This is a genomic window from Bradyrhizobium sp. IC4059 (genome assembly GCF_020193615.1).
GTDB lineage: Bacteria > Pseudomonadota > Alphaproteobacteria > Rhizobiales > Xanthobacteraceae > Bradyrhizobium > Bradyrhizobium yuanmingense.
Genome location: NZ_JADYVH010000001.1, coordinates 333188 through 348104 on the forward strand (window position 1 = coordinate 333188; position 14917 = coordinate 348104).

Consider the following 14917-nt stretch of genomic DNA (forward strand, 5'->3'; position numbering starts at 1 on the left):
TCGAGACGGCGCTTGCGCGCCTCCTCAGGATGAGGCTCATCGGCGTCCGTGCTCGTTGCAACAGCTGCCGCGCACTCCGCCCTCATCCTGAGGAGCCCGCCCAAGCGGGCGTCTCGAAGGATGGCCGCAGGGAAGAGCTCTCACATGCGACGGCCCTGCGATGCGCAGGGACGCGCTACATCCCCGACAGCTTCGTCACGAATACGTTCAGCGAGCCGCCGGCTTCCGCGACCACGCGCAGGGTCTTGGAATCGAAGGCGATGTCGGCGAGAGTGAGGCTGTCGATCCTGGCCTCGACCTTGAGGCCGTCCTCGCTCTTCTGGTAATCGGCGATCGCGGCGGCGATCTTCTCGCGGGCGTTGGCGGCGATCGGCTTCAGATCCAGGGTTGCCCTCTGCAGCAGCGCCTGCTGCATCTGCGGGACGACGGCGCGGGCGGCGGCACCCAATAGGCCGAACGCGGCCTCGGATTCCAGCGCGAGCTGGATGTCGGTGAGCCGCAGCGACTGTTGCGCCTGGTCGAGCACCGGCCGGCCCCAGATGTGCACATTCGCCTCGGCGCCGAGGCCGAACCAGCTCTTCTTCTCCTTGGCGCGCACCAGAAGCGAGATCAGCAGTTGGTCGCCCGACGGGATGACGTTGGCGCTCTTGACGGTGACGTCGACCGGGCCGGAGCCGTCCTCCGGATAGGTGCGGCCGACCATCTGCGCTGCGATCAGCTTGTTGATCTCGGTGAAAGGCACGTCGATCGGCACGCCGATACTCACGCCTGTGCCGGTCGGCGGCACGATCGAGATCTTGTCGGGGAACGGACAGTCCGGCTTGGTCGGCGTCGAGGTCACGCGTGTCTCGGCTTCGAGGCCGAGCAATAAGGTCACGGCCTGCGCATCGACGCGCGGCTGCGCCGCGATCGCGCGCACCGGCTTCATCTCGAGCCAGAGCGGCGGCAGCGCCGCCGAGGCGCTGGATCCTTGCAGCGGGATCGAGCGGCAGGCCTTGATCCATTGCGCCTTGGCATTCTCGCGCAGGCTGGGATCGTTGCGGATGCGCTCGGAGACGGCGTTGATCTGCTCGCCGACGGTCTTGTCGATCAGCGGCTTGACCTGCGCGGGCACGTTGACCTTGGCGCCGGCGACGTTGAGGTTGGTGTCACCGAGATTGACCTGGGCGCCGAGATTGGGCTCCAGATACCAGGCGGCGGCGAGCTTCGGGCGCGAGGTGACGACGACGTTGCCCTTGATCTCCGCGCTCGCGTTCAGGTTCTTGATGTTGACCGCGCCGATCCGCTTCGCGGCGTCGCCGCCGAGCACGCTGCCAAGCGCATCGCCGAGCGCGCCTGTGGCCTTCGACGACAGAGAGCCGGTCACGTTGAGCTTGCCGGTGAGCGGGGTCGAGATCGTCAGCACGTCCTTGTCGCCGGCTGCCGCCATCGGGCCCCGGACGGCGGACCAGCCGATATCGGCATTCTCCAGGATCTGCGAGATCGGGTTGTCGGCCTTGCCGGCGAAATTGCGCGGCGCGGCCCTCTCGGCCTGCTCGCGGATCGCCGACAGCGCGATGGCGACCGGCGCGATCACGATGGAGCTCTTCGAAGCCGGCGGCAGCGGCGGCAGCTGTGCGACCGGCGGCGCCGAATTCGTCGCGCGCGGCGCCAGCAAGTCCATCGCCTTCAGGCTGATGAAGAACGACGCCGCGAGCACCGCGACACCGATCAGGATAGTCTTCAGATTCCACGTCAGACGCATCAATCCCCCAAGTCGCCCCGACGGGGATTCTACAGGGCGGGCGAGGAGGGCGCTAGAGCGCACCCGTTGGGTGGAATTGGGGCGAACAGGTTATGGATTGTGAACGCGCCGTCGGCGTGCCGTCACGCCAGACCCAAGGACTAAAGCGCGATGCGATTAGGATGAATCGTCATCGCGCTTTAGGTTGTTGTTTGAGCATGATCTTTTCGGAAAACCGCTTCGCACTTTTCCGGATCATGCTCTAGCTTTGCCGCGGGCGCCGGACCGCTCTCACCTTGCCGCGATTGCCTCCGCCGCAGAAGAAGCGGTCACCGCCGTCCGATTCCAGGCCTGACACGATCGTGCCGGCGGGCATGTCGATCTGCTCGATCACTTGTCCCGTTTCCGGGTCGATCCGACGCAAATCGCTCTGTTCGTTCTCCCAGGTGCCGTGCCAGAGCTCGCCGTCCACCCAGGTCACCCCGGTCACGAAGCGCTTGCTCTCGATGGTGCGGAGGATCTTCCCCGTTTCGGGATCGATCTGATGGATCTTGCGGTCGCGATATTGCCCGACCCAGAGCGAGCCCTCGGCCCAGGCGAGGCCGGAATCGCCGCCGCCGCCCGGCGCCGGAATGGTGCCGAGCACCTTGCCCGAAGCCGCATCGATCTTCTGGATGCGGTCCTCGGCGATCTGGAACAGGTGCCGTCCGTCGAACGCCGTTCCCGCATGCGCGGCGACGTCGATGGAGCGCGCGATCCTGCCGTCGGCCGGATCGAGCGCGTTCAACTTGTCGCCGGAAGCGAACCAGACGCGCGTGCCGTCATAGGTGACGCCATGCACGGCCTCGACGCCTGGAAAGGGTCCATACTCCGTGACGATCTCGGCGGCTGAACGTTTCATGTGCTCGATCCCTCATGCTTGCGCCCATCCTACGTCTTCAGGAGCGGCGTGGGGAGTAACAAGCCTGTCGGGAAACCCGGAACGGGCGGCGTCATCCAGCGGCGCGCCCGTCCGTGTCCGAACGACTGCACCTTGCCCGACCGCGCCAGCTCCTCGAGCGCGCGCTGCACGGTGCGCGGACTGATGCGAAGCGCAAGCGCGAGCGCCGAGCTCGACCATGGCTCGCCGTCGGTAAGAAAGGCGAGGACGGCGGCGTGCTTCTCCTCAACGGGCCGCGCCAGCACGAGGACGTCGCGCGTCTTCCGCGGCGCCAGCACGAAGCCCTGCTTCGTCGCGCTGATATCGGCCAGCGGCGCGAGCTTGCTGCGGAGTCGTCCGATCTCGACGCGCAGGCGCGCGCGGTGCGATTCGTCGGCGTGCCTGGCTTGAAAGGCGCCGGATATCAGCGTCTCGCGCGAGACATCCGCTGGCCATGCCTGGGCCAGGAGACGCACGAGCGCGAACAGCACGGGACGCGTTCCGAACGACACCGCGACGCCTTGCCTGCGCACGACGTGATGGAAGGTATCCACGACAAGCGCCGTCGAGGTCGCCAGACGTTCGACCTCTCCCAGCAACAGCGGATGTTCGCTGCCGCGGGCGATCAGGCGCGCTGCCGGCGTGTCGAGGATCAGGCTCGCGCTGTCGACCTCGGCCACGAGCGCCGGAATGTCTGCAAGGCGCGCTGCGTGAGCCGCGCGGCCGAGCGCTGTGCGCGCGTCGTTCGTTCTGAGCCGCCTGATGGCGATGCCGGCGAGCACGAGCTCGCGGACGACCTGCGACGCGGGCGGGAGCATGGCGGGACGGACTTCGGCGAGGGTGCGCTCGGCCTCGTCGAGGCGCCCGACCAGAAGCAGGCGGCGGGCCTCGACATGGCCTGCATGGGCGGCATTGACGAGATCGCCGTGCTGTTCGAGCGTCGCGCGTGCCGCCGCGAGCGTCTTCACCGGCCAGTTCAGATCGCGTGAGACCAGCGCGATCTCGGCTTCGGCCACCAGGCATCTTGCGCGTGCCACCGCCTCGCGCGGACCGAAGGCGCGCGCGGCGGTGCGCAGTAGCGACTTGGCCTTGGCGAGATCGCCGAGCTGCGCCATCGCGATGCCGCGCAGCGCCAGCGACGGCGCATCGTTGCGCAGCGCGACGCGGTTCAAGGCGCCGAGCGGATCGCCGGCCTCTAACGCGCGCGCAGCGGCAGTGATCAGCGATTCCATGTCAATCCCGCCACACTTGTTACTCCCGCACCGCGGCCGGTTGGTGCCAGAAATCGTTGGCAGGACGTCAAGCAAAAGCTTTGGAGAGTCATGATGACATCAGCAGAAAAAGCAGGAACCAACGGAAAGACCGCCATGCAGACACCGCCGGTGGTGTCGCCGCAGGACTGGGAGGCGGCCCGTCTGCAGCTGCTCGTGAAGGAGAAGGCGCATACCCGTGCCCGCGACGCCCTGGCCGCCGAGCGGCGCCGCATGCCGTGGATGGCTGTCGACAAAACCTATGCGTTCGAGGGGCCCGGCGGCAAGCTCAGTCTGCACGACCTGTTCCAGGGCCGGCGGCAACTGATCGTCTATCGCGCCTTCTTCGAGCCCGGCGTGTTCGGCTGGCCCGATCAGGCCTGCCGCGGCTGCTCCATGGTGGCCGACCAGGTCGCCCATGTCTCGCACTTGAATGCCCGCGACACCACGCTGGTGTTCGCCTCGCGCGCGCCGCAAGCCGACATCGTCAGGCTGAAGCAGCGGATGGGCTGGATCATGCCCTGGGTCACCATCACCGACAGCTTCGATGCCGATTTCGGCGTCGACGAATGGCACGGGACGAATGTGTTCTACCGCGACGGGACGCGCATCTTCCGCACCTATTTCGTCAAGAGCCGCGGTGACGAGCAGATGGGCGGGACCTGGAACTATCTCGACATCACCCCGCTCGGCCGCCAGGAGGTGTGGGAAGATTCGCCGGAAGGTTACCCCCAGACCCCGACCTACAAATGGTGGAATTGGCACGACAGCTACACCGAAGGCGCCGCGCCCGACAAGCGATGGGTGGAGATCTCGGACGCCGGCGAGAAAGCCTTCCGCGAGGAGGCCGCGGGAGAGCGGAAATGACCGGTCCGGTCAGCGCGGTCCCCAGCGCCAGCCCCGACGGCGTCGCGGCCGCGCGCCACCTCGCCAGATGGCTGGGGCTGGCGGCCACGCCGACCTTCGCCATCATGGCCGTGCTGACGGCTTTGCCCGGGGGTGGGCCCGCGGAGATGCTGTGCGGCGCCGGGCAGGGCTCTCTGCTCGGCGGGATGGTGCCGATGTATCTCTTGATGAGCGCGTTCCACGCCGCGGCGTGGCTGAGGCTGATGGCGGGGCGCGGTCAGCCGGTAAGCGCGCCGCCGGTGTGAACGCCTCGTCCTTCGAGACGACCGCTCCGCGGTCTCCTCAGGATGAGGCTAATCGACATCGGAGCCGCGGCTAGAGAGCTGCCCCGCACTCAGGCCTCATCCTGAGGGCCCGCCGGAGGCGGGCGTCTCGAAGGATGATGTGATCCTCGCTTTGCCAGCTCATGCAGCCTGGCGAAGTCGCCGCGCATAAACGCTTCCTTCTTCGCGCGGCTCCATTTCTTGAGCTTGCGCTCGCATTCGATTGCGTCGGTGATGCGATCGAACCATTGAGAGAAGACCAGAGTGACGGGTCGACGAGACTTTGTGTAGCCCTCGAACGTGCCGGCGTTGTGCTGCGCGACTCTGATCTCGAGCTCGGTGCGGGTCGTGCCGATCTAGTAACTGCCGTCCGCGCATTGGAGAATGTAGAGGTATGCGCCGTCTGTCATCGTGAACGCCTCGTCCTTCGAGACGACCGCTTCGCGGTCTCCTCAGGAAGAGGCTAACTGACGTTCCAGGCTTGCTGCAAGGATGAGGCCGCGCACGCAGCCCTCATCCTGAGGAGCCCGCCGGAGGCGGGCGTCTCGAAGGATGGCCGCACCTCGCAAGCCAATTGCCCCACGGTGGCGCCTTCTATTGCGTTCCGCCCGCCGCTTGCAGATACGCAACCACCTTACCCGCTTCGTCCTTCGAGATGCCACCATAGGGCTGCATCTTGTGGCCGGACACGACCTCGTCCGGCTTGACCATGAAGCGGGTGAGCTTGTCCTGGTCCCAGGCGAAGCCGGCTTCTTTCATGGACGAGGAGTAATTGTAGTCCGGCAGCGAGCCGGCCTTGCGTCCGACGATCTTGTTGAGATTGGGACCGAGGCGATTGTCGCCTTCCTTCATGGAATGGCAGGTGCGGCAGGAATTGTTGAAAGCCTGCTTGCCGGCGTCGTCAGGCGCGGGTTGCTGCGCGAGCGAGGCGGGCGCGGACACGAGCAGCGTCAGTGCTCCGGCGCCGGCGAGGGCGTGCAGCCATGGGCTTGGCGAGGGTTGCCTTCGTGGTCGCATTTGCGCCTCCATCGGGGATTGCGCCGCAACAGGCGCAACGGGATGTCAGGGCAAACGAAAACGGCCCCGGTGGGTTCCGGGGCCGTTCGCGTTACGTTGTCCTGTCGCTTCAGCGGCTCGCGGCGCCGAGGTCTGCGCGGCGCTCGGTCATCGGCAGCACGATCACCTTGGTGCCGACGTTGACGCGGGAATAGAGGTCGGTGACGTCCTCGTTGGTCATGCGGATGCAGCCGGACGAGACGCGCTTGCCGATGGTTTCGGGGGCGTTGGTGCCGTGGATACGGTAGATGGTGCCCCCGAGATACATGGCGCGCGCGCCAAGCGGATTGCCGGGGCCGCCGGCCATGTGGCGCGGCAGATAGGGCTGGCGGGCGATCATCTCCGGCGGCGGAGTCCAGGCCGGCCACTCGGCCTTGCGGCTCACCGACTGGATTCCGGACCAGGTGAAGCCGTCGCGGCCGACGCCGATGCCGTAGCGCAATGCCTGGCCGTTGCCGAGCACGTAATAGAGATAGGTGTTGGGCGTATCGATGATGATCGTGCCCGGCGCTTCGCGCGTCGCGTAAGAGACGGTCTGGCGGCGGAAGCGGGCCGGCAGCTCGACCGCCTCCTGATCCTCGGGCTCGGTCTGGTAGGTCGGCGCCTGATAGGGCTGATACGACGGCTGATACGGCTGCAGCGGCTGCGGCGCGGTCATCGGCGGCAGCGGCTGGAAGAACGGGAAGATCTGCACCGGCGCGGCCTTGGCTGCACCTGCAAATGCGATTGCGGAAACCGCGACGGCACTGAGTGCAACGGCGCGCGAAAACGTCTTGAACGTGTCCAGATTGAACATGTGATCGCCCCTGTTTGCTCGGTGTTTTGCTCACCGCGGCACCGTTGCGGTGCTCCGTTGCCTGAATTCCTAACGGCAAAACGTTTCGGGACATTTGCGCGGAAAACCGAAAACGGTTTCACGGCGGCAAGAATTGTTTCATGACAGTTTCGTGGCCCCGCCGGCTCGTTAACGAACAAAACAGCGCGCCGACACTTCTGTGACGTCACACGCCTGAAATATCCTTCGTTGATGGTCGATGCCTGAGAATCATCAAACTCTCGGGATTTTCCCATGCGGGTATTAATCGCGACGGACGCCTGGCATCCCCAGGTCAACGGTGTGGTCCGCACCCTGACCTCCCTGGCGAATGCGGCCAAGACCCTCGACGTCGAGATCGACTTCCTCACCCCCGACGGCTTTCCGTCCTGGCCGCTGCCGACCTATCCGGGCCTGCGCTTTGCGCTGCCTTCGGCGAAGGAGATCGCGCGGCGGATCGAGAAGGCCGCGCCGGAGGCGCTGCATATCGCGACCGAAGGCCCGATCGGCTGGGCGGCGCGCGCCTATTGCCGCCGCAACCGGCTCGCCTTCACCACCTCCTACACGACCCGCTTTCCGGAATACGTCTCGGTGCGGACCGGCATCCCGGCGGGCGTCGGCTATGCGGTGCTGCGCCATTTCCACGATGCCGCCGCCATGACCATGGTGGCGACGCCCTCGCTGCGGCAGGAGCTGTCGGAGCGCGGCTTCAAGCGGCTCGGCTTCTGGACGCGCGGCGTCGACACCGGGCTGTTTCATCCCGACGCTCCGGCACAGCTCGACCTGCCGCGCCCGATCTTCCTGACGATGGGGCGCGTGGCGGTGGAGAAGAATCTCGAAGCGTTCCTCTCGCTCGACCTGCCCGGCACCAAGGTCGTGGTCGGCGACGGTCCGCAGAAGGCGGCGCTGGAGAAGAAATATCCGGACGCAGTCTTCCTCGGCGAGAAGAAGGGGGCGGATCTCACCGCGCATCTCGCCGCGGCCGACGTATTCGTGTTTCCGAGCCTGACCGACACCTTTGGCGTGGTGCAGCTCGAGGCGCTCGCCTGCGGCACGCCGGTTGCGGCGTTTCCGGTGACGGGCCCGAAGGACGTCATTGCCGATCACCCGATCGGCGCGATCGACCACGATCTGCGCACCGCCTGCCTGCGCGCGCTCACGATGTCACGCGAGACCTGCCGCAACTTCGCGCTGGAGCGCTCCTGGGAGAACAGCGCGCGCCAGTTCGTCGGCAACCTCACCTCACTGCAGCCCAGCCGCTCCTTGCGCGCCTCGCCTCGCATGGCGCGGCGGCCGGTGCGCGGCTGACCGTTTATTCGAACCACAGCGAGAACCTCATCGATGGCTAAGATCATGAACCTTGACGGCACCCAGCAGCTCGACCTCACGCGCGGCACGGTCGAGCAGGCCTATGACCGCTGGGCGCCGGTCTACGATCTCGTGTTCGGCGGCGTGTTCGCCAAGGGCCGGCAGGCCGCGATCGCGGCCACCAACAAGATCGGCGGCCGCGTGCTCGAGGTCGGCGTCGGCACCGGCATCTCGCTGCCGCTCTACGCGCCGAACCTGCGCATCTTCGGCACCGACATTTCGGAAGCGATGCTGGACAAGGCGCGCCGCCGCGTGACGGAGCAGAAGCTGAAGAACGTCGAGGGCCTCGCGGTGATGGACGCCGAGAAGCTCGAATTCCCCGATAATTCCTTCGACGTCGTGATGGCGCAATACGTCGTCACCGCCGTGCCGAACCCGGAGAAGGCGCTCGACGAATTCGCCCGCGTGCTGCGTCCGGGCGGCGAATTGATCATCCTCACCCGCGTCAGCGCCGACACCGGCATGCGCCGCTTCATCGAGCAGAAGCTGCAGCCGGTGGTGCGTCCGCTCGGCTTCCGCACCGCCGAGTTCGCCTGGTCGCGCTACGCCAAATGGCTCGCCGGCGCGCACGGGATCGAGCTTGCCGAGCGCCGCTTGATCCCGCCGCTGGGACACTTCTCGCTGGTGCGCTTCCGCAAGGTCGACGTCGCCAAGGCGGCTTGAGCTCACGCGTCGCGTGCGTCATCGCGCCGCTGCACATCGTCACATGACAAAATGATGATGTCACACGGCCTACATCGAATCTCTGTAAATCCTGAACCCGAAAGCATTTTGGGGATGAGCATGATCAAGAACTATCTCGAGCAGCTGCGGATCCAGCGCTGGGACGACCATCGCTACTATCACCACAGCCGCATCAATCAGAGCCTGCACTTCGTCAGCGCGCTGAGCTTCCTGTTCGCCTATGTCTGGCTGTTCATCGATCCCGTCGTCTCCGCGCTGGTCGGCTGGCTGGTGTCGATGACCTCGCGCCAGGCCGGCCATTTCTTCTTCGAGCCGCACACCTACGACCACATCAATCAGGCGACGCACGAGTACAAGGAAGAGATCAAGGTCGGCTACAATCTGCAGCGCAAGGTGGTGCTGATGGCGATCTGGGCGCTGTCGCCGCTGGTGCTGGTCGTCGATCCCACCCTGTTCGGCATCTTCACGCCCTGGCAGAGCGCGACCGACTTCATGCGGCAGGTGGCGAAGATCTGGCTCGTGGTCGGCGGCGGCGGCCTGTTGTTCCGCACCGTGCACCTGTTCTTCATCCGCGACGTCGAGACCGGCCTCGTCTGGATGACCAAGATCCTGACCGATCCGTTCCACGATTTGATGCTCTATCGCGGTGCTCCGCTCGCTTTGATGCGCGGCGAGCTGATGGATCCCGGCCTGCACCTCAATCCCGAGCACACGCTGGGCTTCATCGACGAGCCCGTGCTCGAAGAGCAGCACGCTTGAAGCGCGCGGCGCACGCGACAGGCTCCGATGTCTGATGGCTACGTCATGCCCGGCCTTGTGCCGGGCATCCACGTGTTGGGGGCTGCGAACGCGGTGCTTCCTTCACCTCTCCCCGCGTGCGGGGAGAGGTCGAATTTGCCCGGAGCGCAAATTCGGGTGAGGGGGACTCTCCGCGGGGATGCTGCCAGATGGTCGTGCGTCAATGCTCACCGCACGCGCGGAGAGTCCCCCTCACCCCGACCCTCTCCCCGCAAGCGGGGCGAGGGAGAAGGGCGAGCGGTGATCGGGGCCAAGTGTCAGAAAGCCTCAGCGCCCGAAGCGCTTGGCCAGCATCTCTTTCAGGATCTGGCGCTTGATCTGCTTGTTGGTGAGCACGCCATCGTGCCACCAGAAGCCGTCGGCCTTCATCTTCTGCGCAGCGCGGACGAAGCGGTCGGCGACTTCGGTGAAGTCGGCGTCGGTGTAGTTGAGGCTGAAGATCAGCCGGCCGGTGCCGACCCAGCTCAAGGCCAGGCCCTCGGCGCGCAGGTAATATTGCAGCATCCAATTGTAGCGGGACGGCGTGGTGTATTTCACCGTCCAGATCGAGGAGAAGTTGGCGAAGCGCACCGGCAGGTCGGCGCTTTCCATCATTTGGTTGAGCTTCTGGACGCGCCCGTTCCAGGTGGCATCGAGGTTGTCGTAGACGGCGCGAAAATTCGGGCTGGCGAGGCGGCTCAGGAACTCGTCCATCGCCGTCATGACGTAGGGGTGCGAGTTGAAGGTGCCGCGGGCGAAGCAGATGTCGGCGGGACGGTCGTCGCGGAAGCGGCGCATCAATTCCTTCTTGCCGCAGACCACGCCGACCGGCAGGCCGCCGGCGAGGCTCTTGCCGTAGGTCACCATGTCGGCCTTGACGCCGAAATATTCCTGGGCGCCGCCGGCGGCGAGACGGAAGCCGACGAAGACCTCGTCGAAGATCAGAACGATGCCGCGCTGGCCGCAGACCTCGCGCAGCTTCGTGAGCCACTCGGTGTAGGCCGTGCGATCGAAATTGCCGCCGCGCGAGGAATCGACCAGCGAGGAATCGCCGGGCGCGTTGGCGTTGGGATGCAGCCCCTGCAGCGGATTGACCAGCACGCAGGCGATGTCCTTGCGCGTGCGCAGGACATGCAGCGTCTTCTCCGACATTTCGGCGAGGGTATAGGTCTCATGCGCAGGAATGGGATTGCCGACGCCGGGCTGCACGTCGCCCCACCAGCCGTGATAAGCGCCGGCGAAACGAACCAGGTGCGTGCGCTTGGTGTGGTAGCGCGCCAGCCGCACTGCCTGCATCACGGCCTCGGTGCCAGACATATGGAACGAGACCTCGTCGAGGCCCGAGATCTGGCAAAGCCGCTGCACATTCTCGAGGATGACGGGATGGTACGGGCCGAGCACGGGGCCGAGCGCATGGGCGCGCTTCTCGGCGCCCTCGATGCACTCCTTGTAGAAGTCGTTGCCGAAGATGTTGACGCCGTAGGAGCCCGTGAGGTCGTAAGCAGTGTTGCCGTCGACGTCGGTGATGGTGACGCCGCGCGAGGATTCCATGAAGGTCGAGGTGCCCAGATGCTCGCGGACAAGACGCGAGAACTGGAACGGCACGCGGTAGCTCTCGGTGAAGTTGAGGTCGGAGATCGTCTCGGCCGCTTCCTTCGTCATCGCCCGTCCCCTGGGGTAGCGCTCGGCGTAAAGCCTGGCGAGACGGAAGAAGGCCTCTTTGCGTTGGGCCACGATGTTCGCCGGCGCGCCGTCACAGCCGAAATACTGATCACCGCTAAACTCGTAGAATGGGAGCAGCCGCGCCACCCGGCGCGACATCTTGGAGTGCCCGGCGAGCGAGCGGTGCTTGGCGCGGGAGAGTTCGACCCGTGCCTTGATCTTCGGGAGGACGGCAGCAGCGGATGCTGCGGCGGCCACGGACATCGAGAGAATCGGGAGTGTCGTTTCCATGACAACAAGCGCTAAACCTGTGAGCTGACAGATTCATGACAGTCAAAGCCCTCATCGCCTCTTTCACCCAGCAGGAAGACCTCAACTTCCTGTTGACCAACCGCATCCCGCGCGCGGCCCTGACCCGCTTCATGGGCTGGTTCTCCAAGATCGAGAATCCCCTGGTGCGGGATTTCTCGATTGCGCTGTGGAAGCTGTTCTCCGACCTCGATCTGTCGGAGGCGCGCAAGACGCAGTTCAGCAGCCTGCACGACTGCTTCACCCGGGAGCTGAAGCCGGGCCTGCGGCCGTTCGATCCCGATCCTGCGGTGGTGGCGAGCCCTTCGGACGGCATCGTCGGCGCTCACGGGAAAATCGCGGACACCGAACTGTTCCAAGTCAAGGGCGCGCCCTATTCGCTGCTCGATCTCGTCGGCGATTCCGCGCTGGTCGAGCAGCACCGCAACGGCTCTTTCGTCACGCTGCGGCTGACCTCGAGCATGTATCACCGCTTCCATGCGCCCTATGACGCGCACATCGAGCGGGTCACGCTGATCCATGGCGATGTCTGGAACGTCAACCCGATCGCGCTCAAGCGCGTCGAGCGTCTGTTCTGCAAAAACGAGCGCGCGGTGATCCGCACGCATCTGTCGACCGGCGAAGCGGTGACGCTGGTGCCGGTTGCGGCGATCCTGGTCGCGAGCATCCGCCTGCATTTTCTCGACATGGTGCTGAGCGCGCAGACCCGCGGCCCGGTCAATTTTCCCTGCGACGTCAACGTGAGCAAAGGCGAGGAGCTCGGCTGGTTCGAGCACGGCTCGACCATCATCATCCTCGCGCCCGGCGATTTCTCCTTCTGCGACGGCATTGCCGAGGGCACGCGCATTCGCGCCGGTCAAGCGCTGCTCAGAAGAAAGTAGCCTTCAATCCGCCGTCCCCGCCGCCTATATCCTCGGGCGGGGACGATTTGATACGGATTTGACGATGGCGCGGGCGCCGGTCCTGGCGGCGGGTGGTATTGTGTTGCGGCGCGGGCTGGTGCCGCTGGTTGCAGTCGTGCGCCAGCGCAAGCGCAACGAATGGGTCCTGCCCAAGGGCAAGCTCGACGACGGCGAGACGCCGAAGGAAGCCGCGCACCGCGAGGTGCTGGAGGAGACCGGCCACGACGTCGCCGTGCACGAATTCCTGGGCACGCTGGTCTATCAGTCCGGCGGGCGCTCCAAGGTCGTGCATTTCTGGCGGATGGAGGCCGACGGCGGGCCGGTCCGCAAGCTGATGAACGACATCAAGGCGGTCGACTGGCTGACGCTGGACGACGCGATCGCCCGTCTGTCGCGCGAATACGAACGCGTCTTCCTGACTCAGATCGGACCGATCGCGCTTGCGGCGGCGGGGCTGGCGCCTCTGTCCGCCCCGGAGCCGAAGCAGGTTTCCGAGCCGGTGTCGCCCTTGGCGAAAGACGACATCGATGCATCATTGCAGACGCTGACACAAGCGGAAGCAGCTTCCGTCGATGAGTTGCGGCATGGCCTGTTGCGGAAGGTGAAGGCCTGGCTACGCGGCGAAGCGTGAGTCTGCGTCGCCGCGCCGGTTGTGAGTTTGGAAAGGTCCGCGAGCTGATTTGCGTGCCAGAGCGCGCCGCTTCCTCCGAGTCGTCATTGCGAGCCACCGGGTCCGCGCAATGCGCGGCCCGATGACAGGCTTCGCGAAGCAATCCAGAGTCTTCCCGCGGAGGCACTCTGGATTGCTTCGTCGCAAGGGCTCCTCGCAATGACGGGAGAGAGCAGGTCATCGCCGCCCTTTCTCCTCCGGCGCGGGCGCGGGTCTGCGCGGAACTGCGGGACGTTGCGCGGCGGGCAGGCGTGGCTGGAAGCCGCCGGGGCGCTGCATACCCTGTTGTTGAGCCGCAGGCTGGCCCGGTTGCAATCCTGTGCGCGGCAATGGCTGCTGCGGACCGGCTTGCTGTGTCCCGCCCAGTTGCGGCGGGACGATTCCTCCGGGCTGAATCTGTCCACCACGCTGCGGCAGGCTCTGCGGTGCGCGTGAACGGCCGGCACCTTGCGGTTGGGCTGGCTGCGGTTGCAAGTGTTGCTGCTGCCCGACACGCGGCGTGCCCGGCCGGATCGTGCCGCCGTGTTGTCCTTGTCCCTGCCGCTGCGGCGGCTGCACGCCTTGCTGTAGTCCCTGCCGGCTAGGTGTGCCCGGCTGCTGCTGACCCGGACGGTTATCCGGACGCGGCTGGCCGTTCGGCCGTTGCGGCAATTGCCCTGGGGTCGTCGTCGGCCGCAATTGTTGCTGCTGCGGCGGTTGTGCCGGCCGCGGAATGCGGCTGAGCGCAGTCGGATTGGCGCGACGGAAGTCGCGCTGCTCGATGACGATCTGGCGCCCCGCGGTCTGCGCCAGATGCACCTGACCGACGAAGCCGCGGTCGCGCGCGATCTGCTGCGCGGGAATCGTGATCGGCACGGCAGCAAAGTGCATGCCGCCGGCCGTGGCTGCGCCCGGGCGGATCGCAAAGCCGCTCGCGGCTTGCGTCAGCGCGCCGAGCCGCGCGCCACTCGTGCGGTCGTCGACATCGATGTGGCCGACCCGGCCGTCTGCGTCGGGATAGAGCTTGATGTTGACGTTGCGCGCCCTGTTCGCCGCCGCCCCTTCGGGCACGTCGACGACCCCGGTGGTGCCGCGGATGCCGAGCGTTGCCGTCGGCGTCGTGATCTTCATGTCGCCCGTCTTCGCCACCGCGGCCGCCACGAAGGCAACCGTGCCCTTGCCGACGTCGAAGATCGCCGAATTCTGCTTGCCGCTGTCGTCATAGACGTAATTGTCGATGGTGATCTTAGCGCTGGCCGAGAGGTTGAACGTGGTGGCGTCGTTGAAGGTGATGCCGAGCGAGGAGTTCGACGAGGTCTGCACGATGTCGTTGAGATAGATGTCGTCGCGCACGCGCAGCGGATAGGAATTCTTGTCGCGGATGACGGTCGCGATCCCCGTCACGGTCGCGACGTTGCCGATCGGCTCGACCGCAGCGGGCTGCGCATCGGCGGAGGGTGTCGGGGTGGCCGAAGGCGCAGGTGAAGGCGCTGGCGTTGGCTGGGCTTGCAGCTGCGCCTGTGCCAGCTCGATGGGCTCGGATGCACGAGCCACATCTGCACCGGCCAGCGGCAAGGCCAGCAGGGCGAGCGCGAATGCGAGGCGGCGCCAAGCCAGCATTGATGTCACGAGGAG

General features: G+C 66.0%; 15 protein-coding genes. 7 read left to right on the forward strand and 8 right to left on the reverse strand.

Annotated features, from left to right (window positions below; genetic code table 11):
- Nucleotides 1-175: 175 nt before the first annotated feature.
- From I6F12_RS01565 to I6F12_RS01575, 3 genes are all read right to left on the reverse strand, one after another.
- Nucleotides 176-1744 carry a DUF4403 family protein gene (locus tag I6F12_RS01565; RefSeq protein ID WP_225155353.1) on the reverse strand — a complete coding sequence of 523 codons (1569 nt, stop codon included), beginning with the start codon at nt 1742-1744 and terminating at the stop codon, nt 176-178.
- Between the two features lie 241 nt (nt 1745-1985).
- Nucleotides 1986-2624 (reverse strand): glutaminyl-peptide cyclotransferase, encoded by a 639-nt coding sequence (locus tag I6F12_RS01570; protein WP_036028454.1) that lies wholly within the window; start codon nt 2622-2624, stop codon nt 1986-1988.
- Between the two features lie 29 nt (nt 2625-2653).
- Nucleotides 2654-3874, reverse strand: coding sequence for a hypothetical protein (locus I6F12_RS01575; protein ID WP_036028452.1), 1221 nt, complete (start codon nt 3872-3874; stop codon nt 2654-2656).
- A gap of 90 nt (nt 3875-3964) precedes the next feature.
- Here I6F12_RS01575 and I6F12_RS01580 point away from each other — a divergent pair, with 90 nt between their 5' ends.
- Both I6F12_RS01580 and I6F12_RS01585 read left to right on the forward strand, forming a co-directional pair.
- The gene (locus I6F12_RS01580) at nt 3965-4759 is read left to right on the forward strand and encodes a thioredoxin family protein (RefSeq protein ID WP_036028450.1); all 795 of its coding nucleotides are present in this window, start codon (nt 3965-3967) and stop codon (nt 4757-4759) included.
- The gene (locus tag I6F12_RS01585; protein WP_036028447.1) at nt 4756-5043 is read left to right on the forward strand and encodes a hypothetical protein; all 288 of its coding nucleotides are present in this window, start codon (nt 4756-4758) and stop codon (nt 5041-5043) included. The genes I6F12_RS01580 and I6F12_RS01585 overlap by 4 nt, the downstream gene beginning before the upstream one ends.
- Nucleotides 5044-5132: 89 nt before the next feature.
- On the opposite strand, the gene I6F12_RS01590 is transcribed toward I6F12_RS01585, so the two are convergent.
- The 3 genes from I6F12_RS01590 to I6F12_RS01600 form a co-directional block, all read right to left on the reverse strand.
- Nucleotides 5133-5417: a GIY-YIG nuclease family protein gene (locus tag I6F12_RS01590; protein WP_225155732.1), complete on the reverse strand. Its 285-nt coding sequence runs from the start codon at nt 5415-5417 to the stop codon at nt 5133-5135.
- 238 nt (nt 5418-5655) lie between these two features.
- Nucleotides 5656-6090, reverse strand: a complete 435-nt coding sequence (locus I6F12_RS01595; protein WP_036028446.1) for a c-type cytochrome — start codon at nt 6088-6090, stop codon at nt 5656-5658.
- A 97-nt stretch (nt 6091-6187) separates the two neighbouring features.
- Nucleotides 6188-6913, reverse strand: a complete 726-nt coding sequence (locus tag I6F12_RS01600; RefSeq protein WP_225128362.1) for a L,D-transpeptidase — start codon at nt 6911-6913, stop codon at nt 6188-6190.
- 273 nt (nt 6914-7186) lie between these two features.
- On the opposite strand from I6F12_RS01600, the gene I6F12_RS01605 reads away from it, so the two are divergent.
- The 3 genes from I6F12_RS01605 to I6F12_RS01615 all read left to right on the forward strand — a co-directional run bounded on the left by I6F12_RS01605 (nt 7187) and on the right by I6F12_RS01615 (nt 9742).
- A complete protein-coding gene (locus I6F12_RS01605; protein WP_225155354.1) occupies nt 7187-8239 on the forward strand; it encodes a glycosyltransferase family 1 protein in 1053 nt (350 codons plus the stop codon).
- Nucleotides 8240-8272: 33 nt separating this feature from the next.
- Nucleotides 8273-8962 carry a methyltransferase domain-containing protein gene (locus tag I6F12_RS01610; protein WP_036003432.1) on the forward strand — a complete coding sequence of 230 codons (690 nt, stop codon included), beginning with the start codon at nt 8273-8275 and terminating at the stop codon, nt 8960-8962.
- A 120-nt stretch (nt 8963-9082) separates the two neighbouring features.
- Nucleotides 9083-9742 (forward strand): membrane protein, encoded by a 660-nt coding sequence (locus tag I6F12_RS01615; RefSeq protein ID WP_025034507.1) that lies wholly within the window; start codon nt 9083-9085, stop codon nt 9740-9742.
- Nucleotides 9743-10048: 306 nt separating this feature from the next.
- Here the strand turns inward: I6F12_RS01615 and I6F12_RS01620 are convergent, their stop codons facing one another.
- Entirely contained in the window at nt 10049-11713 is a 1665-nt protein-coding gene (locus I6F12_RS01620; protein ID WP_225155355.1) for an aminotransferase class III-fold pyridoxal phosphate-dependent enzyme, read from the reverse strand.
- A 35-nt stretch (nt 11714-11748) separates the two neighbouring features.
- Here I6F12_RS01620 and asd point away from each other — a divergent pair, with 35 nt between their 5' ends.
- The gene (gene asd / locus I6F12_RS01625; protein WP_225136832.1) at nt 11749-12612 is read left to right on the forward strand and encodes an archaetidylserine decarboxylase; all 864 of its coding nucleotides are present in this window, start codon (nt 11749-11751) and stop codon (nt 12610-12612) included.
- A 64-nt stretch (nt 12613-12676) separates the two neighbouring features.
- Complete coding sequence (locus I6F12_RS01630; RefSeq protein WP_225155356.1) at nt 12677-13264, forward strand: NUDIX hydrolase; 588 nt, start codon at nt 12677-12679, stop codon at nt 13262-13264.
- A 216-nt stretch (nt 13265-13480) separates the two neighbouring features.
- Here the strand turns inward: I6F12_RS01630 and I6F12_RS01635 are convergent, their stop codons facing one another.
- On the reverse strand, nt 13481-14902 hold the full coding sequence (locus tag I6F12_RS01635) for a FecR domain-containing protein (protein ID WP_225155733.1): 1422 nt from the start codon (nt 14900-14902) through the stop codon (nt 13481-13483).
- Between the last annotated feature and the right edge of the window lie 15 nt (nt 14903-14917).

What these genes read in the sequence shown, in the direction of transcription:
- I6F12_RS01565 (WP_225155353.1), bottom strand. Translation starts at nt 1,744, where the DNA reads ATGCGTCTGACGTGGAATCTGAAGACTATCCTGATCGGTGTCGCGGTG.
- I6F12_RS01570 (WP_036028454.1), bottom strand. Translation starts at nt 2,624, where the DNA reads ATGAAACGTTCAGCCGCCGAGATCGTCACGGAGTATGGACCCTTTCCA.
- I6F12_RS01575 (WP_036028452.1), bottom strand. Translation starts at nt 3,874, where the DNA reads ATGGAATCGCTGATCACTGCCGCTGCGCGCGCGTTAGAGGCCGGCGAT.
- I6F12_RS01580 (WP_036028450.1), top strand. Translation starts at nt 3,965, where the DNA reads ATGATGACATCAGCAGAAAAAGCAGGAACCAACGGAAAGACCGCCATG.
- I6F12_RS01585 (WP_036028447.1), top strand. Translation starts at nt 4,756, where the DNA reads ATGACCGGTCCGGTCAGCGCGGTCCCCAGCGCCAGCCCCGACGGCGTC.
- I6F12_RS01595 (WP_036028446.1), bottom strand. Translation starts at nt 6,090, where the DNA reads ATGGAGGCGCAAATGCGACCACGAAGGCAACCCTCGCCAAGCCCATGG.
- I6F12_RS01600 (WP_225128362.1), bottom strand. Translation starts at nt 6,913, where the DNA reads ATGTTCAATCTGGACACGTTCAAGACGTTTTCGCGCGCCGTTGCACTC.
- I6F12_RS01605 (WP_225155354.1), top strand. Translation starts at nt 7,187, where the DNA reads ATGCGGGTATTAATCGCGACGGACGCCTGGCATCCCCAGGTCAACGGT.
- I6F12_RS01610 (WP_036003432.1), top strand. Translation starts at nt 8,273, where the DNA reads ATGGCTAAGATCATGAACCTTGACGGCACCCAGCAGCTCGACCTCACG.
- I6F12_RS01615 (WP_025034507.1), top strand. Translation starts at nt 9,083, where the DNA reads ATGATCAAGAACTATCTCGAGCAGCTGCGGATCCAGCGCTGGGACGAC.
- I6F12_RS01620 (WP_225155355.1), bottom strand. Translation starts at nt 11,713, where the DNA reads ATGGAAACGACACTCCCGATTCTCTCGATGTCCGTGGCCGCCGCAGCA.
- asd (WP_225136832.1), top strand. Translation starts at nt 11,749, where the DNA reads ATGACAGTCAAAGCCCTCATCGCCTCTTTCACCCAGCAGGAAGACCTC.
- I6F12_RS01630 (WP_225155356.1), top strand. Translation starts at nt 12,677, where the DNA reads ATGGCGCGGGCGCCGGTCCTGGCGGCGGGTGGTATTGTGTTGCGGCGC.
- I6F12_RS01635 (WP_225155733.1), bottom strand. Translation starts at nt 14,902, where the DNA reads ATGCTGGCTTGGCGCCGCCTCGCATTCGCGCTCGCCCTGCTGGCCTTG.